Below are 23,060 nucleotides of genomic sequence, written 5' to 3' on the forward strand. Positions count from 1 at the left end.
ATTTATCCTATGATTAATTAATAAAGAAATTAAAAGGAGTTCTAAATGTTTGCAATATACAATAATGGAAGTGTAGGATTTAGAAGTACTGCTGATAATTTATATAATCTTAAAAATGTTGATATGCCATCTGAAGTAGTACTCAAACCTAAAGAAGGTTTTATACAAGATTTTACAGATGCACAAAAAGAACAAGAGCATAAAGGAAGCCTTAATCAATCAGCTATTAATAAATATAAGAAAATGGCGAATATTGATACTTCTGAACCTGTTTATCATGTTAAAGATATCATGACAAAAGACTGCATAATAATTGATAATAAGTCAACTATTTTAGATGCTTACAATCTTTTAAAAGATAATCAAGTATCTCAATTGCCAGTAGTTAGTTTTGCAAAAAAAATTGTTGGATTAATTGACAAAAAGATAATCTTAAATCTTATGATGGAAGATATTACAAGTTCTGAAGATATTCTTCTTCGAAAGATTGATGACATTTACTTACCCGAGCTTATTACAGTTGACCCAGTATCTGATATAAGAAGAGTTTCAAAGGTAATGATTGATTTTAAGTTAGATGCACTTCCCGTTGTTGATGAAGAAGCTATCTTATTAGGAATCCTTTCAAAAACAGATATCATAAAAGCTATCTCATCACTACCTAGATTACAACTTTGGTCGTAAGTTATTCATAACTTTCCATAGCTACTTTTAAAAAAGCTGTAAAACCAACATTATCAGGACTAAGAGATTTATCAATACTTGATTTCATAATATCAAGTGCTTTTGTATAATTATCATAAAATTCAAAACTAGGTTTTGGTTTGTAAATACAATCTTCTAGTTCAAAAGTTTTGATAATATTTTTTGTAGTTGTAGGTTTTATAAAATAGTCTTGATGTCTGTTTATACAATATGGAACTACAGATATTATCGTCCATTTTGCAAGTTTATATTCTCCTAAAAACTCAACTAAACCCTCAAAACCTTCCTTTTTATCTCCATATAAAAGCTCATATATTTCAATACTTAACATGTCTTTTTCATATGAATTTAATGTAGCTATCATATCTTTTAGTTTTAGTTTATCAAATAGTGATACAAATACTGATTTCTGAATCACTTTAAAAAAACTATCAACAACTAAACTAGGATTTTGAAAGTTCTCTTTTTTCAAAGCCTCTTTTGCAAACTCTTCTAGTTTTAAAGGATTGAAAGTTTTCATAGTAGGAAAAAAGTTTCTATCATCAAAACCATTTGGGTATTGTTCTAAAAATTCTGCCTCGTACTCTTTTAGTTTTTCTATGTTCATATTGTTCTTTCTTTTTATACTTATATTTATTATAGTTTTAACTCTAATGAATAGTTAACAAGTACTTGATTATCTCTTTTTACTTCATTCCTAGAAGTTTGCACAAATCCAAAACTCTCAAAAAATTGCTTAGAAGTAATACTAGCATCAACTCTTAATATCTTGATATCATTTTTTGAAGCAATTTCAAGAATGTGATTTATAAGTACTTTTCCAAACTTGTTTTTTCACTTAAAGATAGGTGCCATATATCTAGCATTTTATTACCAAAATCTTTATTTATTTTGACATTTTTTTTATTTCATATCTAACCTTAAATGATAAATTTAGTTATCATTATAAGATATATTACTAAAAAATGTAAAATAACTTTATCATTTATAGTTAAAAATCACCCATTAGTTTATCATCATTACTAAAATAATCAGTCAAATATTCATCTTTTATTTCTGATAAATTAGCAGAATTTTGAATAGCATCTTCATTTGATGTAATAATAGTTTGAATACCTTTTCTATGTAATTCATGAATTGCCAAATAAATACCATCTTCATAAGTGTTTTTATCTCCATTGAAAGGACTATCAAAAGCAACAAACTTGATAAGTCTTTTTTGTACATATATTTCAGCTAATGAAGATGAAAAGATAAAACATAAAAGTTTTTTTATAGTACTGTCATCATTTTCTACTTTTAAACTAAACTCTATATCATTTGAAGTATTTAAATCAATTGAAAATATTACTTCTTTATCTAACACTATATTTCCATATTTGGCAACACTATCTTTGAGTTTATCTATAAAGTGACTGTTAATCAATATTTTGTTTTCTTCAATAACTTTTGCTAATTCATCTTGAGCAGTTTTTAAAGTGCTTGAGTCTATATCTTCTTTTTTAATTATCTCATCTAGTTCATATTTTTTTCTGATTTTTCGTCCATCAATACCTATCAGATTTGATATAACGGTTTTATATTCTATTTCATGAAGAGCTGTGTGCTTGTTTAATATAAAGGCATCATTTTGGTTAGATTCATCTCTTAAAAAATATGTTATGTATGTTCTAAATTTATTTATAGAATAATTAACTTTATTTTCAAAAAAAGATTTAGCAATACCAAGACTACCTTTTTTATTAAAATCTTTTTCATCTGTCAACATGGATTTTTGTTTTGTGATTTTTAACTCTATATTTTTACCACTTTTTGTAGGTCTCTTAATCGTAATATATCTATTTGAAGCTATTTGAAGTTCTATATAGAAAATATAATCTTTAAAGTGTTCATGTCCTAAAAAGTGTTTATCCCCTAACAAACAAAAATCTATTAGTTTAAAAAGACTACTTTTCCCCACACCATTTGAATCTGATAGGATAAAGTTTATACCTTTATCAAATACTATGGTTTTAAAATCATCATTGTTTGAATACAATTTTGATATTTTCATTTATACTTCCTTGTTTTAAATGATAAATTTACTTATCATTTATAGTAATTTTGTCTAAAATATAAAGTAACTTTATTATTTTATGCTTAGATTTTGTAGATTTAATTCTAATGTGTAATTAATAAGTACTTGGTTATCTCTTTTTATTTCATTCTTACGAGTTTCCACAAATCCAAAACTCTCAAAAAAAGCCTTTGCAGTGATACTAGCATCAACTCTTGTTTTTTTAATATCATTTGTAGAAGCAATATCAAGAATATGATTCATAAGAGCCTTTCCAACTCCCTGCCCTTGATACTCATCATGAACATAAAAACAATCAATATAATCATCATAAAACTCAGTAAAACCAACAAGAGTATCATCTATAACAGCTAAATAAGGTTTTGTTCTATCAAGCCTTTTTTCCCATGATTCATAATCAATATTTGGATTAGCCCAAGCATTTAACTGCTCTTTAGTATATTCTTTATTGCATGTTTTATGGATTGTATTTGTGAAAAGGTTAGGAATTTCATTTGTATAACTTTGATTGTAATCTATTATTTTCATAATCTTATTTAGTCCAAATATCAAAAAGTTCGTTCGTAAATGATGAATTTATCTCTCTGTACTTTTCAATAATCTTATCTCTTGAACTAATACAAACTTCATATAAATCCTTTGCTTCTTTTGGAGTTAAATCACAAGTATCTATTCCAAATCTTAAAAGATATTTTTCACTCCACCACTTTTTACTACCTAATAAATGTAAAGCTGGTATATCATTTTTTATATACATTGTTGTTGTTACAACATCGTATGCATGTGCTAAGTCTATATCTTTTATTCCATCATAAAGTAAACCAAAGTTTTTTAAATGAGCATCACCATTTTTAAGTAAGAAGTTTAAAACTGTCATTTTAAAGAAATTTCTTAAAGCTTTTTTCTTATATTTTGGGCTAACAAAAGTTTTTATTGTTTTTACAACTTGCTCATATGTGCCTTCATACTTATCATCTCTTTGTTTCGCTTGAAGTACACACATATCTTCAAAACCTAAATATATTCCATCATCTTTTATATCAAATCTTTTCATAATAAATAGTTTTTTATCATCAGAGATATAAAAATCAGGTACTGGAATATCCGCTTCTTTTACAACTTCCATACACAAAAATTCATTTAGTGCAAGTTCTGGATATTCTTCTCCCCATGATTTTATTATGTAATCTTCTAGTTTTAAAGTGGCTTTATTTTCAATTTGGGCTAGTACTTTGGGTTGAACACCTGATATAGGAGAGTTTAAAGCAAATCTATTTACTAACTCATCAAATAATTTCTCATCATCAGAATGAACTAAATCATCTAAACTTAAAGGCTTTAATTCCTTTATAGATTCATTTTCATAAGAAACTCTGCTTTTTATAGATGATGACATAAGTTTTAATAAACCAAAATCATCTGTCTTAGCAAATTTAGAAAAGTGTTTTTTGATTATAGAGAGTAAATAACCTTCTGGTAGATGCATTTCAAAAATAGGATGCAATTCTTTACTATCCCATGATTTATTTCTTACAGGCATTGTAAGAGAGATAAAGTTCATGTTGTTTTCAGTTTTATAAGAAAAAGTATATTCATTATCTTCAAAAGATAATATACCACTATTCTTATTTTCTACTAGTATTTTCAAAGAATCATTCATCTCTTAAATCCTCTAATGTGGGGAATAAACTCTTTTCTTTTAAAGAAAACTCATACCCTAAATAATCAATAATTTGTAATATCTTCTTAAAGCCTATCTCACCTCTACCATTTTCCAAAGAAGATAGTGTAGCTCGAGAGATATTTAAATCTTCGCAAAGTTTAGTTTGAGATATTTTTTGTTCTTTTCTATGTTTTTGTAATTGTTTTCCAAATTCAGTTAAATTCATAATTTCACTTTTGTCTAATATATTTTACATACTACTATAATATACTTTTTATGTCAAATATAATATACATTAGTAATTGTTCTTATCTTACTTCTTAATTGATATATTATTTATTTAAATAAGTAGTTATTTTAATATACAGCCCTAGAATTTTATATTCATTTTAAAGCTATTTCAAAAATATGATACAGGAGAGTATTATTAATCACATCTAAATAAGGTTTTGTTTTATATAATCTTTATTCTCAAGATTCATAATCGATATTTGGATTTTCCCATGCGTTTAATTACTCTTTAATGTAGTTGTTATTACATGTTTTATGGATTGTATTTGTGAAATTTTTTGGAATAACTTGTTGATATTTAGGATTATAGTTTATAATTTTCATTTTAAAATGTAAAATCTTCAATTTTTTTGTTATATTTCATACTGTAATCATTTTTTTTGTTAATAATAGATATCAATTTTTATAGAATAATCTTTAATCATAAGTCATATACCTTACAATAATTACTACTATATTTTGTAATAAATCAACGTTTATTTTTACTTATCTAAATAAAAATAAAAAGTCAAAAAAATATCCTTATTTTAAAGATAAAATAATTATAGTGCTACCAAGTGAAACACCAAGTTGATTTATAACTTTTTTTATTGTATAATTACACTAATTAATAAATAAAAAAAGGTAATGAGTACTGTCATACTCACTACCTTATATTTGATACTTAAATATTAATAGTTTAAATACCATAAGTAAAATTATTATATTTAAAATATCCTTATATAACTATTTATTAAAAATAAGTGATAAGGAGAATAAAAATGATTTTTTTAAAGATATTAGATTATCTAATTAAATTTAGTGATATAATAAATGCTATTTCCAATTTAGCTGAAATACTTAAACCAATAAACTTATTTTAAAAGATGATTTTTTCATCTTTTATTAAAACTTCTTAATCAAATCCACATAAACATCAGTCAATCCCTCAACCTCTTTAACAGTAGTTCTCTCACCAATACTATGAATCGTGTCATTTATCACACCAAACTCAATTGCTTCTATTCCAAATGCTCCAAAATATCTAGCATCTGATGTTCCACCTGCTGTTGAGTGCTTAGTCGTAACTCCTAAAACATCTTTTATTGAAGTTTCCATAGCTTTTACTACTTTTGATTCTTTATTTGTTACAAAAGGAAAAGAGCCTTGTGTAGTTCGTAGTGAATAATCTAAATGACCAAATATCTTCTCTACATAAGCTTCGACATCTTCTTTTTTTGTATTAGTTGAGTTTCTTACATTAAACATCAAGTCTAATTTATTTGGTGTTACATTTGTAACTTGCATACCAGATCTTATATCTGTTAAAACCATTTTTGAGGGTGCAAAGTATTCATCTCCATTATCTAAGTCATGTCCTGCTATTTCGTTTAATAGTGGAGCCATTTGATGTATTGGATTTATTCCTTTTTCTGGATAAGCAGCATGACCTTGTCTTCCTTGGATATGTAAATATCCATTTATACTTCCACGTCGTCCTACTTTTATAGCATCACCAAAAACTTTCTCACAAGTTGGCTCTGCTACAACAGCATATTGAGGTATAAAGTCTATTTCTTTTAAATATTCTAAGGCTTTAATAGTTCCATAAGTACCCTCACCTTCTTCATCTGAAGTCATTAGAATACTTAATGTTCCATCAAAATCTTTTGCATGTTTACAAGCATAAAGATAAGCAGCTACTCCACTTTTCATATCTTGAGTTCCACGTGCTGTGATAACTCCATTTATAATATCAGCAGCAAATGGGTCAACATCCCATCCTTCACCTGGAGGTACTACATCTATATGACCTGCAAAACATAGGTGTTGAGGGTTGTCGTTAAATTTTTTATAATATACTCTATTTTTTGTATCTTCTCTGTCTACATTTATACAAGTCCACTCATTACCTAAGTATTCTTCTATAAAATTAAAGCCACCATCATCATCTGGTGTTACTGATTTGAATCTTAATAATTTTTGAAAAAGTTCTATAACTGTCATTTGTTTCCTTTTTAATACGTGATTGTATCAAAATTGATATTATATTTGTTATAATTATTCATATACGCGTTTTTTAATTAGGATAGGAAATGGAAGAAACAAAAAAACATATTTTAAAAGTAATAACTCCAAAAGCAGTATTACTTCCTTTAACAGAAGAAGCTAAAAAATCAATTATTAACGATCCTTGTGAAACATTTTTAATTAGAATGTCTAATTTTCCATATAGAATAGGAAGAGAGTCTAGGGTTGGGAAAAATGAAAAAGGTTTATTTGTAAAATTTAGAATTATGAAAAATATTGCTAAACCAAAAAATGATACATTTTTATATAATTCAGGCAAAGATTTACAAATTTCAAAAGAACACTTACAAATTGAAAAAGATGGAAATATTTATACTTTAAAAGATAGAGGTAGTTCAAATGGTACTACAATAAATGGAATCACTTATGGTGGGAATAAAAAAACTTTTAAAAGAAGAATTGAAGATGGAGATATTATTGCAATTGGAGATAAAAAGTCAAAGTTCGAATATCAATTTTTAATATTAGAAAAATAGGTTAATTTATGATAAACACTAAAAAAAACATTATAAAAACAATTATGCCAAAAGCAGTATTACTTCCTTTAACAAAAGAAGCAACAAATGCACTAGTAAAAGGTCAATATCAACATGACTTAATTCCTATGATGGATTTTCCTTTTAAAGTAGGAAGAGAATCAAGACTTGATACGAATGACAATGGCTTGTTTGTAAAATTAAGATTAATTAGAACTCCTTCTAAACCTAATAATGATATTTACCTTATTAATGAAGGAAGAGATTTACAAATATCAAAAGAGCACTTTCAAATTGAGAGAACTTCATCTGAATATATATTAAAAGATAGAGGTAGTTCAAATGGAACTACTATAAATGATATTACTTATGGTGGAGAAAAAGAAGTTTTTGAAAAAGTATTAAATGATGGTGATATAATTAAAATTGGTACTAATCAATCCTTATTTAAATACCAATTTTTGATTTTAGAAGATTTAGAAAACTAAAAAGGGTTTATGATGGGTAAAATAGAAAAATATTTTTATTGGCTATGCTTTTTCTTAGCAATTTATATAACAATTGGTTTTAAACTAATTCCAAGTGTAATACAAGATCAATTGGTAAAAAATTTAGATGAAAATTTAACTTTAAAAACTATAGTAGAAAAAGTAGAGTTTAATCCTTTTACATTTGAAGTAAAGATTCATAATTTAACGCTATTAGATGATAAAAATAATAAAACAATCTCTTTTTCACAGTTTAAGTTAAATATTGCATTATTACGTTCTATTCTTGAAACACATGTTAGTTTAGAAGAAGTTTTACTTCAAGATACAACTATAAATGTCGAAGAGAGTTTAGATGGAACAATAAACTTAAGTAAAATACTTAAAAGTAGTGAAGAAGAACCTGTAAAAGATGAAGAATCTTCTGATATTAAATTTTTAGTATCAAAAATCTCTTTAGTTAATATGAATATCAACTATACAAAACAAAGAGAAAATAAACCCTATAAACTTTCTATAAATAATGCAAACTATACTTTATATGATGTTGGAACTTACAAGAATAGTTTGGCTTCAAATGATTTACAATTTAATATAAATAAACACACAAAAGTGTCAATAAGTGGAGCTTTTAATACTCTTCCTTTTAAAATGTATGGAAAAGCTGAAATAATTGATTTAAGATTAAAAGAAATACTTAATCAACAAAAAGAGATACTAAACTTTGATATTAATGATGATGCTAGATTTGATTTAGCATTAAACTACAATATTAATACAGAAAATGATTTTGACTTGAAATTAGAAACAAAAAAATTAGAGTTTTCAAATATAGATATTAGTCAAAATAAAAGTAGTATTGCAAAACTAAATAAACTTATGGTTGAAAAAGTAAATCTTGATTTGCTAAAACAAGACATTAAAGTAAACAATATAAGTATAAATGACTTATCTACAAATATAATAAGTGATAAAATGGGCTTAAATTTAGCAACTTTAGTAAAAGAAACAGCTAGTAAAAAAGAAGAAATAATAACAGAAGAAGAAAAGACTTCTGAGCTAACAAAACCTTGGAATATTTTAGTATCAAATTTCAAACAAACAAATTTGGATTTAACTTTTTTAGATAAACAGAATGATACTAGTGTTAAAACTCAAAAACTTAATACAGATATTTCAAGTATAAAGCTTACAGGTTCAGATATTTTACTTAATAAACTTAAAATTACAAACCCAAATATAATATATAGTGATAATAAAAATGCAATGAATATAAATTTAAACAATAACTTAATTTCATTAGATAAATTATCAATTTTGAATAATAATATAGATATTAACAATATTAGCACAACACAAAGTGCAATCTCATATAAAGATAAAAAAGCTTCATTGAATATTGATTTAAATGATCCTAAAATAAATATAGATAATCTAAAAATTAAAGATTCTGATATTTATATTGGAAAGGTTGATTTAAATACTCCAAAACTTGAGTATAAAGACTCTAAAAATGCCTTAAATATCAAGAGTACTGATATAAATTTATCAACAATTGATTTGAATATTATCAAATCAATTATTTCAATGAATAAAATAAAACTTGATACTCCTACATTGAAATTTAGTAATCAAAAATCTAAATTAGATATAGATACAAAAGATACAAACCTTATAGTAAATAATTTCAATATTAATGGTCCAAAGATAGCTATGGAATCAATAGCACTTATAAACCCTGAATTAAATATCAATGATAAAACAAATAAACTACAAATTGATATTAATAAAATAAATGCAAATATAAATTCGTTTTTGTTAAATAACAATGATATCTTAATTAAAACGGCAAAAATTGAAAAAGGCTTATTAACATTTAAAGATTTAATAAACAAAACAACTATATCTTCAGATAAAATGGAAATAAATGCAAGTGATTTAAAACAAAGTAAAGACCTATTAAGCGTAGCATCTCTTAGTATTCTTGATCCTAGTATTTCTATGATAAACGATATTGATAAAACAAATATTCTTGCAAAAAATATTGATGTAAATATTACAGGTATTTCAAATGGCAAAAATGGTTTAAAAGTTTTAAAAACTAATATTTCAAAACCAAATATTTCTGTAACACTAGAGAAAAACAATAATAAAGCAGTTGAAAAAAAAGAGCCTAGCAAAGAAGCAAAAAAAGAGACGAGTAAGGAATCAGCAGCAAAATTAAATATTGGTCCTATAAATATTGATAATGCTATATTAAGTTTTGAAGATAAAAACTTACCTCTTCCTTTTAAAACTGTTATTAGTAAGTTAAGTGGAAACGTTTCAAAATTAGATACTACCAAATCATCTACATCAAAACTAAATGTTAAAGGAATAGTAGATAAATATGGAACTACAAAAATAACAGGAGTTGTAGACCCTCAAAGTTTAAAAATATTAACTGATATTAATATGTTGTTTAAAAACATCTCTATGCAAAATTTTACACCTTACACAGGGAAGTTTATAGGGAAAGAGTTGGAAAGTGGAAAGTTAGATTTAGATTTAAAATATAATGTTCTAAAATCAAACCTTGATGCTCAAAATAGTATTATAATTACAAAGTTAAAACTTGGTAAAAAAGTAGAGAGTAAAGATGCTGTTTCTCTTCCTTTAGAACTTGCTATTGCATTGCTAGAAGATACAAATGGAGTAATTGATCTTAATATTCCAGTTACTGGAAATATGGATGACCCTCAATTTGCAATTGCTCCTCTTGTATGGAAAGCCTTTGTTAATTTAATTACTAAAGCAGTAACAGCACCATTTTCACTTCTAGGAGCTATCTTTGGATTTGAAGCAAATGAAATTGATAGTGTTGATTTTAATTATGGGAAAGATTCAATAACACCAATTCAAAAAGAGACATTAGATAAAATTACTCAAATCTTAAAAAAACGTCCAAATATAGTTTTAGAAGTTGTTCCATCTTATGATAAAAACAAAGATTTGTATGCTCTTAAAAAGGTATTATTTGATGAAATTATTTCAGATGAATTAAAAAATGTAAAACAAAAAGAGTATAAAAAAGAATATATAGAACTACTAGAAGAATTATATGAAGATTTTGATCAAAAAGTTAAACCTTTAAAAGAGCAGTACGTAAATGACGAAAAAACATATATAGATACACTAGAGACTTATATTATTTCTAGACAAAAAGTTGAAACTTCTACTTTAAAACAAATTGCACTTACAAGAGTAGAAAATATAAAAGATTACTTAGTAGAAGTAAAGAAAGTAAATACAAAACAAATAAAACTATCTAAGAAAATAGATATTAAAACTCAATCTGGAAAAACTTCAAATATAGACCTAAAATTATCTAAATAATATAGTAAAGATTAATCTTTACTATATTCTTAACTTATAACTATTATTTGTAATTCTTATTACTTGACTTCTAATATTTAATTTGATATTATTCATTTATATAATATATTATTATAATTTAAAGATAAGGATAACTTATGAAAAAAATGATTTTACCTGGAATACTAATATTACTTATACTCTTTGTTACTTTTGCAGTTTTTGAAGAAGTTAATAAATTTGATCCAAATAAAAAAAGATTGGCATGCCAAGAAACAACAACAACTTTTGAGAAAATAGACTTTGAAAATCCTATTTGGGAAACTAATAATCTAATAGAAACAAATAATTTTATTGTTAAATCTGATATTGAATACTCTAAGTATATGCCAAGTCATTTAAAAGATATTTTAACTGTTACACAAGCAGATGAGATGCTAAACTCAATATTAAAAGAACATATTAAATCAAATATAGCAAATGAAAAGAAACTAATCATTGATTATTATATATATGAAAATGATAAAGAAGATAAGGGGAAAAAAGGTGCTAAATCAAAACTCTATGCAGGATATATCTTGTTTGAATTTAAATTAGATAATAAATTAGTATATAAAATACAAACTGACTATATGGATATAGATGGAAAAGATATTAAAGAAAGAATGGTTTGTGCAATAGATTCGTTTTTATCAATTAAATAAAGGATTATAAAATGAAACAAAAAATATTTAAAGATAAATACTCAATTTTTGAAATTGAGTATAAAAAAGATGAATTAAAATTTAAAAGTGTTGATGAGATTATAAGTGCATTACAAGTAAAAATTGATGCTCATCCTGTTATTGCATTTATTGCAATTTTTGATCAGCATGCTCATACTTCTTCTTTAGAAATGGGTGAAATAAATGATAGTATTAAAGCTGCAAAAAATATTATATTTTGTTTTGGTAAAGAGTTACCAACGCCTGAAGTTTTAGCTGTAAGACCTAGAAGTATTGGAGTTTGTGAACTAGAAGATTCTTATGTAATAAATTATCTTGAAGCACCAAATGAAGCTGCAAATGATACTATGGAAAATTTTATTAAATCCTTAAAGAACTAATACCAATCTATATTTAAATTAAAGTAATAAAGCTTTATAGCTTTATTACCTTTGCTCCAAAACCACCTTGTGAAGGATGAGCATCTGTATATCCAGCAACACTTGGATGTGAATCTAAAAATTGCTTAACTGCATATGATAACTTTCCAGTTCCAATTCCATGATAAACTAAAACTTCATCAAAACCAGCTATTAAGGCATCTGATAAAAACTTATCAAGATTGTTTATAGCTTCTTCACTTCTTTGTCCATGTAAATCTAGTTTTACATGACCAGTTGAAGGTTTTTCTATATTTACTGTAGCTTTTATAGGTTTCTTTTTTAACTTTGGAGGATTACCAGATCTTTGTAAGTCAGCTAACTTAACCTGAACTTTCATTCCCATATCATTTTCAATATATGCTTTTGCGCCTTTAATTGATATAAGTACACCTTTTGTAGTTCTATATTTTACTCTATCGCCTACTTTTAATTCAACAATATCTTGAACTCTTTGAGTTTTTATAACACTTGCTTTTTGATGCGCAACATTTAAATGTTGATGTGATTCAGTACTTAATTTTGCTTTGATAGCTTTTTTAGCTTCATCTCGTGCATCTTTATATTCTTTATGAAGTTTTGATTTTTCTGTGTAGATATGATCATCTAAAGTTTCTTTTTGCTCTTTTAAATTTCTTGATAATCTTTCCATATTATCAATCTCACTATTTAACTTTTCAATTTTTAGTTTATAATCTTTTTCTAACTCACTACTTCTCTCAATTAGTTCATTTAATTTATCTTTATCATCACCATAAACTTCTTTTGCTTTTTTAACTACAGTATTTGGAATTCCATATCTTGAAGCTGTTTCAAAAGCATATGACTTTCCAATAGTTCCTTGTAAAAACTCATAAGTAGGCACTCTATTCGCTTCATCATAAAGTGCAGCAATTAGTTCAACATCATCATTTGCTGCCATTAAAGCTGCCAATCTTTTATGGTGAGTTGTAATGATTATCTTAATATCTTTTTTAATAAGTTCTTCGATAATTACTTTAAATAAAGAAGCTGCTTCATCTGAATCTGTACCTAACTCAATCTCATCAACTCCAACAATTGCATTTCTTGTTGAAAATAGTTTTGAAAATTCTTGCATTCTTCCTGCAAATGTTGAAATATCATTTTTAACACTTTGTGGATCATCTAAAACTGCGTTTATTGATTTAAAATTGCTTATTTTTGTATCTTTATGTGCATTATATGGAATTAAATATTTTGAAAGTAAAACAGCAGATAAAATAGATTTTAACATCATTGTTTTACCACCTGCATTTACTCCTGTAATCATAACAACAGATTTAGAAAAATCAATACTTATAGGTTTTGGGTCATGAAGTGCGGGGTGAGAGAAATCAACAAGTTTATTTTCATTTTTCTTTGTTGGAATAATAAAGTTTTTATCATTTATCTTAGCAAAAAATAGTCTTGCTTGATAATGATCAAATCTATCAAACTCTTTATTTATAAATTTTAAAAACATCAAGTTTTTTTCAAATAAAGAAGTTATTTGTCTACATATTTTTAATAAGATTTCTTCTTGTTTATTTTTTAAGTCATTTTGTTTTTGTTTTAAAGAACTTACACTATGTGGAAGTACATAAAAGAATCCAGAGTTTGATCTATCAATTACTGAAGCTTTTAAAACATGATTAAAACCACCACGAACAAGTAGTGATTCTTCACCATTTATATAGTGAACTTGAGAATCAACAAGATAAGATCTTACTTTCTGATTATTAATTATCTTGTATAAACTTTGTTTAATTTCTTCTTTATTCTTAGAAATTGCATATTTAATAGAATCAAACTCTTCATCAATGCCATCTTTTAGATTTGCTCTTTCATCAAAATAGTCACATACCTTTTCTACATCAGATGGTATTATAATTTTATCAATCCATTCTTGAAGTTTACCATCAAAGTTAAATCTTTTTAAATACATAAAGTATTTTAAGATTTTAACAAATTCAATAATATCATCAACTTTTAAAACACCTTGTTTTTGTATATGTTGTAAGGCTCTATCAAGATTTTGTATTTGATTTGGAGCTTTAATATCAAATTTTGATAACTCGTTTATAAGTTTAAAATGAAGGTTTATGTCACCTTCTAAAATAATAGATTTTTCTCTAGCCATAAGCTTTGAAAAACTATCAATATAATCAATTAAGTCTAATTTTTTTAATATATTTTGCATGGCCGAATTATAACTAAAAGGCCATAATAATCATATGAATTAAATGAATTTATTTACATTTCTGATCTAAATCTTTTAACTCTAAGTTTAAAGCATTTGAAGAGATATAAACTTCCCACAATGAAATACATAAAGATAAACACATAATAAGTAAACTTAATCCGAATACTTGTTTCCCTATTTCATAAGATTCTAGAAAAAAGGCAAACATAGAAATTGTACACATAAGCATAGATACCACTCCAAAAAATTGCATCCATTTTGTAAGTTCTAATCTTTTTTTTAAATTCCCAATTTGTCCAGATAAATTTTTACTACCATGTTCTCTTGCTTGATGGCTAAGAGAACGAATAAGTTGTCCAGTTGTTAAAAAACGATTTGTATATGCTAAAAGAAGCAATGAAATTGCTGGGAATAATAAAGCTGGTGTTGATATTTCTATATCCATTTAAGACCTTTAGTTTTTAAATAAAATATTGCCAGTAAACTAAGGCAATAGTAGTAATAGCAATAATACCAATAATATTAAATAATACACCAAATTTCGCCATTTGTTTTACTTTTATCGCACCACTACTCATTGCAATTGCATTTGGCGGAGTTGCAATTGGTAGCATAAATGCATAAGAAGCACAAATTGTTGCAATCATCAATAATAAAGTCATATCCATATTTGTAGCTTGTCCTAATGAATAAATAATAGGAAGAGCAATTGAGATAAGTGCAGTATTTGATGTGATTTCAGTTGTAAATGTAATAATAGCTGCAACCATTAAAATCAATACAATTACAGGTAAATCTGTTAAAGATAACATATATGTTGCTACTTCACTTGCTAAACCAGTATTTGAGAATGCTTTTGCAATTGTAAAACCTGCACCAAATAAGAAGATAATTTCATAAGGAATATTTTTTGCATCTTCCCATGTAATAAATCCAATTTTTGGAACAAACATTAAAAGTCCAAAACTTAATAATATCGCTGTTTCATTAAGACCTAATCCTGAATAATAAGGTTCAATCTTTGAGTTTACTAATAAAAGTACTATTAATCCTAATAAAATATACAATAATCTTTTTTGATCAGGTAATAGTTTTTCTTTTAAATCAAGTTTATTATCAAGTTTTATATCACCTAAGCCTAAAGATAAAACCCATGGAATTAAAATAAGCATTACAATAGCTAATGGTCCTGTTAATAAAATCCATTGAATAAATGCAATTGGTTCAATTGAATGTTGTTGCATAAATCCCATAAGAATTAGGTTTGGAGGTGTTCCAATTGGTGTAATAATTCCACCAATACTACATCCATAAGCAATTGCTAAAGCTAATCTAGCTTTAAATTTTATATTTTCAGTTAAAAATATAGCAATTGGAATTAAAAGCAATGCTGATGTAGAATTTGATAATATCGAACTTAATAAAGCAGCAGTAATTGCTAATGAAAAAATCATTCCTCGTGGAGTTGAAGGAAAAACCATTAATAATTTATTTGAAATATATTTATGAAGGTTGATTTTTTGTGTTGCAATTGCAATCATAAAACCACCCATAAATAAGAAAATTGTCGTATTAGAATAATTTGCAGTTGCTGTTTTTATATCTAAAATACCAAAAGCAGGGAAAAGCACAATTGGAAGTAAAGAAACAACACCAATTGGTAAAGCTTCGTTTGTCCACATTACAACAAGTAGTGAAATTAATCCAATCAAAATTGAATGTTGTGTATTAAAAAATATACTTGCAAGGAAAAAGAATCCAACAGAAATAAGTATAGAAATAAATATATTTTTCATAATCAAGCCCTACTTTTTCTTTGGTCGAAATGGTTTTATAACCTCTTCATTACAAACTAAAAATGGCCCTTCCATTAAATCAATACAATAAGGAATAGCAGGGAAAACTGCATCTAGACATTCTCTAATAGACTTAGGTTTTCCAGGAAGATTAACTATTAATGAACTTCCTCTTAATCCAGCTGTTTGTCTTGAAAGAATAGCAGTTGGAACAAACTTTAAAGACTCAGCACGCATTAGCTCACCAAATCCTGGCATCATTCTATCACATACAGCTTCTGTTGCTTCTGGTGTAACATCTCTAGCTGCTGGTCCTGTTCCACCAGTTGTAACTACTAAACAACATCCTTCATTATCAACTAAATCTTTCATAGTCTCTTCCAAAGTTTTTTGGTCATCTTCAATACATCTATAAACTTCTTCCCAAGGAGATGTTAAATAATCATTCATTGTATCAATAATAGCCTTTCCTGATAAATCTTCATAAATACCTTTACTTGCTCTATCACTAGCTGTTATAATTCCAATTTTTGCTTTTTTTTCATTCATTATAATTCCTTCATATTTATTTACTTTTTAATTTAAATCTTTACTTATTTAATATATGTCCAACATCTTTTATAAAATAAACTGTTGCATATTTCATAAAAAAGTCTTTTGCTTTTTGAGCTTCTATAATTTTATCTTCAGAGCCTAAAAAAACTTCTATTTTTACGCCTTTATTTACTAATGCTTCTAGTTTTTTTTCATCCCATTTATAGTTGATTAACTCATCTAATTGTGCATAAGTACCTTGCTTAAAATACTTATTACAATCAATACTACTTGGATGTGAAATATTTTCCAAAAAGTTATTACAATAAGCATTATCATCTTTTTTATAAAACATTAACTGCATTCTTTTAAACCTTTTATCTTTAGTTTGAAAAAAAGCAGGAGAGAAAAGCTGAAGTTTATCAACTCTTTGTATTGAAGATAAAACTTCTTCAAAAGCTTTTATAGCTCCATAAGAAAATCCACTTACTGTAAAGTCATTTTCAATAATAAATTCACTGAAAAGCTCTGCTTCATTTTCTAAACAAAATCCTGAATGATGATTTTTAGATATCATTTACTGTTATAACCTCATTTTTAATCATAAGATCTTTTAATCTATTAACTTCATCTGCATTGTGTGATAATTCAGCTCTTAAATCATTTTTAACATTGTTTAATAACTCATCAACTGAACTTGCCATTTTGTACTTATTTACAATCTCATTTGCAATTAAATCTGCACTTTCTAAATCTTTATGGTTAATTGCATATTTTTCTTTTTTTATAACTTCAACACCAATAAATCCAGCTAAATCTCTTTTAATATTTTCAACTAAATCATGATATGAAGGATATGTTGTATTTAATTTTTCTACACTTTCATCAAATAGAGCAACTTTACTTTTTGAAATAAATGCTTTTGATGCTTGATAAATAGATAAAATTTCTTTTTGTTTTTCATCCAAAATCTTGATTTGTTTTTTACCAAATTCAAGCTTGTTTTTTGCAATTTCTATATCATCTGAATCTAATATCTTAGAGTCTCTTTTTATCATATTTAATAAAGCTTCATTTATAAGTGTTGCTAAAGCAGCTGAACTAAACCCTGTTGTATCAATAGATAATTGTCCTGTATTTATTTCATGGTTTTTACCATCTAAATACAGCTCTAAGATTTTTTTTCTATCTTCAATATTTGGAAGCCCAACATGAAGTCGTCTATCAAATCTTCCAGCTCTTAATAATGCTTCATCTAATACTTCAACTTTATTTGTTGCTGCAATTACCATTACACCACTATCACCTTCAAATCCATCCATTTGAGTCAATAGTTCATTTAATGTTGATTCTCTCTCATCATTTGAAGTTCCGCTTCTTTTTTTACCAACTGCATCTATTTCATCAATAAATATAATTGCAGGTGCACTTTGTTTTGCTTTTGCAAATAACTCTCGTACTTTTTTTGCACCCATTCCAACATAAATCTGTACAAAGGAAGCACCACTTTGATAAAAAAATGGTACATCTGCTTCACCTGCAACTGCACGTGCAATTAATGTTTTACCAACACCTGGAGGTCCTATTAATAAAACACCTTTTGGTAGTTTTACTCCATATTTTAAATACTTATTTGGCTCATTTAAAAAGTCAACTACTTCTTCAAGTTCTTCTTTTATCTCAGAAATTCCTGCAATATCTTTAAATGTTACATTTGAATTAACAGCTTGAATATTTGTATTTAAGTCTTCATTTGTAGCGTTTGCTTTAGCTTTATCTAATTCTGTTCCAAAAGCAGATTTCTTTTTATTTTTATCAAAATACTCTTTTAGTTTATCCTGTTTAAGTTTTACAATAAAGGCTACAAAAAGCAGTACAAATAAGAATCCAATTCCTATATAATAAGAACCACCTTGGATATGAGAACCACCTTTGTAAAGTGTATATACGAAAAGTATTAGTAGAACTATGGCAGAAATTGCCATAAGTTTAAAATTTTTATCTAGTGCTTTTTTATCTAAATTTTGCGACATTGTTTTTAGCCTTTACTTCATAATCATCAATAAAAATCCAATCTCCAACCAAATCTACAGTTGATTCAACTTCTATTTGATTAAAGTGTTGATCTAAACCTATGTATTTCCCATTTTTTTCTTGCTCTATTAAAATTTCTAAAGTTTTATTGTTTTCTTTTCTAAAGTTATAGTTCTTTTCTTCTATAATTTTAGTCAATTCGTTATAACGTAATTTAGCAATATCACCACGAATTTCTGGTTTCATCTGTGCACTTGGTGTTCCATCTCTTTTTGAGTATGTAAATGCATGAATATGAGTTAATGGGAATTTATGTAAGTTCTCCATAGCCTCTTTCCATATTTCATCAGTTTCTCCTGGATGCCCAACAATAAAGTCTGTTCCTAGAGCATAACCATTTTCTTTTAAAAATTCAAAAAGTTCTAAGTCTGATAAAACTTTATTTCTTCTATTCATAAGTTTTAACATATCTTTTGATGTATGTTGAAGTGCAATATGTAAATGTTTTGCCATAAATGGTTCATTTACTAACTCTCTAAATTCATCATCAATTTGAATAGGTTCAATACTTCCCATTCTTATTCTTCTAACACCTTTAATTTTAGACATTTTCTTTAAAAGTTTTGCTAAAGATGTATGTTGTTTCTTTCCATAAGAACCTACATTTGTTCCTGTTAAAATAAATTCTCCAAAACCATTTGAAGCTAGAGTTTCAACTTGTTCTAAAATTTTATCTTCACTATAAGATCTAGCATCTCCACGTACATGAGGAATAATACAATATGAACATCTAAAATCACATCCTTCTTGTACTTTTATAAACGCCCTACTTTTCCCAATAAATTCTTCAACTATAGTGCTATCAAGATGTTCTAAATCTCCTGCTTGGAAGAATCTTTCTTCTTGTTGTAAAAGGTCATTTATCTTTTCTTTTTCTGAGTGTCCAAATAATGCATCAACTTTTTCTTCTTTAAATAAACTCTCACCTTTAGTCCAAACCCCACAACCTGTAAATACAACTCTTGGATTATTACCTAATTTTTTTAAACTATTAATATAACCACGTGCTGTACTATCTGCTCCATTTGTAACTGTACATGAGTTAATTACAACTACATCGGCTTGTTTTTCATCTTGAGTAACATCAAAATCTTTTAAATTACTCATCATTACTTGTGTATCAAAAACATTAGTTCTACATCCAAATGTTTTAAAATATACTTTTTGTTTATCTTTTGTAAAATTCATATACTTTTCTTAACCTTCTATTCTATATCTTCTAATTCTTCTGGCTTAGCTCTTGGAGCTCTTGATGGACCATAATGATTCTCTGTTGTATTCATATTTATTTGTTGCGTTGGGTATGCTATATGAATATCATCTTCTGCCATAAAGGCATTTAAAATCTCTGGACTCATAGTACTTCTTAATTGTAATGCTGCATAAGAGTTTGTAAGATACCATCCTGATATTACAATTCCATATGGTTCAACAAAAGTAAATACTCGCGGTTCAACTCCTGTCGCTCTTAATTGATATTTACTTCTCATTTTGCTTAACTGTTTTCTAGTTATATCTGTATAACCTTTTGAATAATGCTTTAAAATATCTCTTGAAATCTTTTGTGCTTTTTTATGGTTTGAATCAAATGTAATTGTAATATCAATACCATCCCATACTGTTCTTAAACCTGAGTGAGTATAGTTTGCAATCATTTCAGAGAAAATATAGTTATTTGGAATAAAGAAAATTCTTCCTGTTCTTCTATTTACAGTATATGATGTATAAGTGATATCTTCTCTAATAGTGATTTTAAATAGTGAAATATCTAAAACATCTCCAACAGCTTGTACGTTGTTTCTATTAACTTTAATTCTATCTCCAACTTGAATAGAACCAGATGTTACAATAACCATCCAACCAAAAATAGACATAAACCAATCTTTTAAAGCAATAGCAATACCTGCTGATGCAAATCCAAGAATAGTTACAAGATATGAGACATTATCAATATATGAAAACATTAAAACCATAATTATTAAAAATACAACTGTAAAGTTGATAATTTTATTCGTCATATAATAGCTCTCATTTTGAGAGAAATACTTTTTAAGTGCTAATTTAACTAAAAATGCTAAAAATGATAAAACCACAATAATGATAAAAATCACTAAACTTTTTTGTATTTGCTGTGATATTTGATTTTTAATTTCTAAAATTACTTGTTCAATTTTTCTTGTATAAACCTCTTCTGTTGTTGATACAATTTCTAAAACCATATTGAAGTCTTTTTTCTGTTTATCTAAAAAAGTAATTCTTTCTTTATAATCAGATTTTTGCTCAAGATTAAAAAGTTCTAAATATACAAATAACTCTTCTGCTAATTTAATAGTCAAATCACTTATATCGTTTTCTAAGTTATTAAATACTTTTTTATTATCTTCAAGTTTTTTAATTTGAGAAAGTGCATTTATGATCCCAAAAGGATTTGTAATCTGTGCATAATTTTCAATTTCAGGAGGATTTATAAAGCCACCAATAGGAGAGCCTTTATATTCTGCAATAAGTTCAAGTTCATTTTCTTTTACTCTAATCTTATTATGAAGTTGATATATCTGCTCTTCATCTGCATCTTTCTTTTTTTCAACACTTTTCTTTAAAGAATTAAGCTCTGTAGATATTTTTCTATATGACAAATAGTTTGAATATCTTTTTAATAGAATATTATCTTTTAAAGAAGCATCGATTTTTTCAATTTTTAGAAGAAGAGTATTTATAAGTGCAAGATTTTTCATATTAATCTCTCTTGATTTTTGCTCTTCTAATTTTCTTTCTTGTTGTTCTTTTAATTCTTTTTGAGCCTCATCGAATTTTTCTTTTATTATCTCTTGCTCAATTTGTTTAACTTGAGCTTTATCTACAGTATCTATTAAAATATCTTCACTAAAACCTAAAGTAGTAAAAGCAGTAAAAGAAAGGGCAAGTAAAAAATTTTTAAGCATTAGAAAAACCTTTTAAAACCTCTATCACATCTTCTTTTTTTGCTTCATTAGTAATTAAACAGTCTCCAATGCCACGGGCTAGAATAAATTTTATTTTATTATCTAGAGATTTTTTATCTAAGAAAAAATGCTCATAAAAATCTTCAACATCTTTAATCTTATAAGTAGTAGGAATATCATATTTTTCAAGTAGTTTTCTAACTCTTAATGCATCATCATTATTCATAAGTCCTAGTTTTACAGAAACTTCATTTGCCATTATCATACCAATTCCTACGGCTTCTCCATGTAAATAAGTATTATAATTAGTTTCATTTTCAATAACATGACCGAAAGTATGACCATAATTTAAAGCAGCTCTAATACCATGTTCTTTTTCATCTTGAGATACTACATATGCTTTTGTTTCAACTGACTTAGAAATTGCGATTTTTAAATTTTCTTCATCATTAATATCATTTTGCTCTAACCATTCAAAAAAGTCTTTGTTAAAAGTAACTGCCATTTTTACAATTTCAGCAACTCCTGCTCCAAACTCTCTTTTTGGAAGTGTTTTTAGCATTGAAGGATCAATATGAACAGCAATTGGTTGATGAAATGCGCCAACTAAGTTTTTACCAAACTTATTATTAATTCCTGTTTTTCCACCAACACTTGCATCAACTTGAGATAATAAAGTTGTAGGAATTTGAACAAAATCAATTCCTCTTTGATAAATAGAAGCAGCAAAACCAGTCATATCACCAATAACACCACCACCAAAAGCAACTAGTAAGGATTTTCTATCAAGTCTTTTTTCAAAACAGTGTTCTAAAATATACTCAATAGTTTCCATATGCTTATATTTTTCGCCATCAGGAATAGTAACAACACTAAGCTCTTTAGCACTCAGTTTTGTTTTTAAATACTCTAAGTGAAAACCACTTACTGTAGGGTTAGTAACAATTACAACTTTTGTATCAAAGTAAAGTTCGTTTAGTTTATCTATAAAGATTTCATAAGAATTATCGTGGGGTAAATTAATTTTAACAGTCATTTTGAATATATCCATATTATTTAGTATAAGTGTATATATTATATCTAAATTTTACTAAATAATTAATCATTAAAAGTAGACTTAAGATATTATCTACTTTGTATCTAAAATTAAATATGAATACTTGTATTTTTTAAATACTTATAGTACAATACTAAATGATATTTAAAAATAAATACAAGGCATG

21 protein-coding genes and 1 pseudogene are annotated in these 23,060 nt (G+C 26.2%); 6 read left to right on the top strand and 16 right to left on the bottom strand.

Annotated elements, in window-relative coordinates:
* Positions 1–45: 45 nt before the first annotated feature.
* Positions 46–684, top strand: a complete 639-nt coding sequence (locus KO488_RS09315) for an HPP family protein (RefSeq protein WP_216058528.1) — start codon at positions 46–48, stop codon at positions 682–684.
* Between the two features lies 1 nt (position 685).
* On the opposite strand, the gene KO488_RS09320 is transcribed toward KO488_RS09315, so the two are convergent.
* The 7 genes and pseudogenes from KO488_RS09320 to dapE all read right to left on the bottom strand — a co-directional run bounded on the left by KO488_RS09320 (position 686) and on the right by dapE (position 6,722).
* The gene (locus tag KO488_RS09320; RefSeq protein ID WP_216058529.1) at positions 686–1,312 is read right to left on the bottom strand and encodes a hypothetical protein; all 627 of its coding nucleotides are present in this window, start codon (positions 1,310–1,312) and stop codon (positions 686–688) included.
* 29 nt (positions 1,313–1,341) lie between these two features.
* A pseudogene (locus KO488_RS15510) lies at positions 1,342–1,521 on the bottom strand (GNAT family N-acetyltransferase); the annotation flags it as partial.
* Positions 1,522–1,696: 175 nt separating this feature from the next.
* Positions 1,697–2,758 carry a DUF2326 domain-containing protein gene (locus tag KO488_RS09330; protein ID WP_216058530.1) on the bottom strand — a complete coding sequence of 354 codons (1,062 nt, stop codon included), beginning with the start codon at positions 2,756–2,758 and terminating at the stop codon, positions 1,697–1,699.
* A 75-nt stretch (positions 2,759–2,833) separates the two neighbouring features.
* Entirely contained in the window at positions 2,834–3,310 is a 477-nt protein-coding gene (locus KO488_RS09335) for a GNAT family N-acetyltransferase (protein ID WP_216058531.1), read from the bottom strand.
* 4 nt (positions 3,311–3,314) lie between these two features.
* Positions 3,315–4,442 (bottom strand): type II toxin-antitoxin system HipA family toxin, encoded by a 1,128-nt coding sequence (locus KO488_RS09340; protein WP_216058532.1) that lies wholly within the window; start codon positions 4,440–4,442, stop codon positions 3,315–3,317.
* Positions 4,435–4,671: a helix-turn-helix domain-containing protein gene (locus KO488_RS09345; RefSeq protein ID WP_216058533.1), complete on the bottom strand. Its 237-nt coding sequence runs from the start codon at positions 4,669–4,671 to the stop codon at positions 4,435–4,437. Before KO488_RS09345 ends, KO488_RS09340 begins: the two co-directional genes overlap by 8 nt.
* Positions 4,672–5,621: 950 nt before the next feature.
* Positions 5,622–6,722 carry a succinyl-diaminopimelate desuccinylase gene (dapE, locus tag KO488_RS09350; RefSeq protein ID WP_216058534.1) on the bottom strand — a complete coding sequence of 367 codons (1,101 nt, stop codon included), beginning with the start codon at positions 6,720–6,722 and terminating at the stop codon, positions 5,622–5,624.
* 89 nt (positions 6,723–6,811) lie between these two features.
* Between dapE and KO488_RS09355 the strand changes: the two genes are divergently transcribed.
* The 5 genes from KO488_RS09355 (at position 6,812) to KO488_RS09375 (ending at position 12,229) form a co-directional block, all read left to right on the top strand.
* Positions 6,812–7,282, top strand: coding sequence for an FHA domain-containing protein (locus tag KO488_RS09355; RefSeq protein WP_216058535.1), 471 nt, complete (start codon positions 6,812–6,814; stop codon positions 7,280–7,282).
* An 8-nt stretch (positions 7,283–7,290) separates the two neighbouring features.
* Positions 7,291–7,770, top strand: coding sequence for an FHA domain-containing protein (locus KO488_RS09360; protein WP_216058536.1), 480 nt, complete (start codon positions 7,291–7,293; stop codon positions 7,768–7,770).
* A gap of 12 nt (positions 7,771–7,782) precedes the next feature.
* Entirely contained in the window at positions 7,783–11,145 is a 3,363-nt protein-coding gene (locus tag KO488_RS09365; protein WP_216058537.1) for a DUF748 domain-containing protein, read from the top strand.
* 137 nt (positions 11,146–11,282) lie between these two features.
* A complete protein-coding gene (locus KO488_RS09370; RefSeq protein ID WP_216058538.1) occupies positions 11,283–11,828 on the top strand; it encodes a hypothetical protein in 546 nt (181 codons plus the stop codon).
* 11 nt (positions 11,829–11,839) lie between these two features.
* The gene (locus tag KO488_RS09375; RefSeq protein ID WP_216058539.1) at positions 11,840–12,229 is read left to right on the top strand and encodes a DUF6858 family protein; all 390 of its coding nucleotides are present in this window, start codon (positions 11,840–11,842) and stop codon (positions 12,227–12,229) included.
* Between the two features lie 34 nt (positions 12,230–12,263).
* Here the strand turns inward: KO488_RS09375 and KO488_RS09380 are convergent, their stop codons facing one another.
* Genes KO488_RS09380 through aroB form a run of 9 tightly spaced genes read right to left on the bottom strand, consistent with a single transcriptional unit; the run spans position 12,264 to position 22,873 of the window.
* Positions 12,264–14,468, bottom strand: a complete 2,205-nt coding sequence (locus KO488_RS09380; RefSeq protein WP_216058540.1) for an endonuclease MutS2 — start codon at positions 14,466–14,468, stop codon at positions 12,264–12,266.
* A 49-nt stretch (positions 14,469–14,517) separates the two neighbouring features.
* The gene (locus KO488_RS09385; RefSeq protein ID WP_216058541.1) at positions 14,518–14,916 is read right to left on the bottom strand and encodes a DUF2721 domain-containing protein; all 399 of its coding nucleotides are present in this window, start codon (positions 14,914–14,916) and stop codon (positions 14,518–14,520) included.
* 16 nt (positions 14,917–14,932) lie between these two features.
* Positions 14,933–16,267, bottom strand: coding sequence for an SLC13 family permease (locus tag KO488_RS09390; protein WP_216058542.1), 1,335 nt, complete (start codon positions 16,265–16,267; stop codon positions 14,933–14,935).
* Between the two features lie 9 nt (positions 16,268–16,276).
* On the bottom strand, positions 16,277–16,816 hold the full coding sequence (gene mog, locus KO488_RS09395) for a molybdopterin adenylyltransferase (protein WP_216058543.1): 540 nt from the start codon (positions 16,814–16,816) through the stop codon (positions 16,277–16,279).
* A gap of 40 nt (positions 16,817–16,856) precedes the next feature.
* Positions 16,857–17,378: a pimelyl-ACP methyl ester esterase BioV gene (gene bioV / locus KO488_RS09400; RefSeq protein WP_216058544.1), complete on the bottom strand. Its 522-nt coding sequence runs from the start codon at positions 17,376–17,378 to the stop codon at positions 16,857–16,859.
* Positions 17,368–18,834 (bottom strand): AAA family ATPase, encoded by a 1,467-nt coding sequence (locus tag KO488_RS09405; RefSeq protein WP_216058545.1) that lies wholly within the window; start codon positions 18,832–18,834, stop codon positions 17,368–17,370. Before KO488_RS09405 ends, bioV begins: the two co-directional genes overlap by 11 nt.
* Positions 18,815–20,083 (bottom strand): tRNA (N(6)-L-threonylcarbamoyladenosine(37)-C(2))-methylthiotransferase MtaB, encoded by a 1,269-nt coding sequence (mtaB, locus tag KO488_RS09410; RefSeq protein WP_216058546.1) that lies wholly within the window; start codon positions 20,081–20,083, stop codon positions 18,815–18,817. Before mtaB ends, KO488_RS09405 begins: the two co-directional genes overlap by 20 nt.
* A gap of 17 nt (positions 20,084–20,100) precedes the next feature.
* Positions 20,101–21,837: a mechanosensitive ion channel domain-containing protein gene (locus KO488_RS09415; protein WP_216058547.1), complete on the bottom strand. Its 1,737-nt coding sequence runs from the start codon at positions 21,835–21,837 to the stop codon at positions 20,101–20,103.
* The gene (gene aroB / locus KO488_RS09420; RefSeq protein WP_216058548.1) at positions 21,830–22,873 is read right to left on the bottom strand and encodes a 3-dehydroquinate synthase; all 1,044 of its coding nucleotides are present in this window, start codon (positions 22,871–22,873) and stop codon (positions 21,830–21,832) included. Before aroB ends, KO488_RS09415 begins: the two co-directional genes overlap by 8 nt.
* Positions 22,874–23,060: the final 187 nt, after the last annotated feature.

Origin of the sequence: Poseidonibacter lekithochrous (assembly GCF_018861145.1) — a bacterium.
Taxonomy (GTDB): Bacteria; Campylobacterota; Campylobacteria; order Campylobacterales; family Arcobacteraceae; genus Poseidonibacter; species Poseidonibacter lekithochrous_A.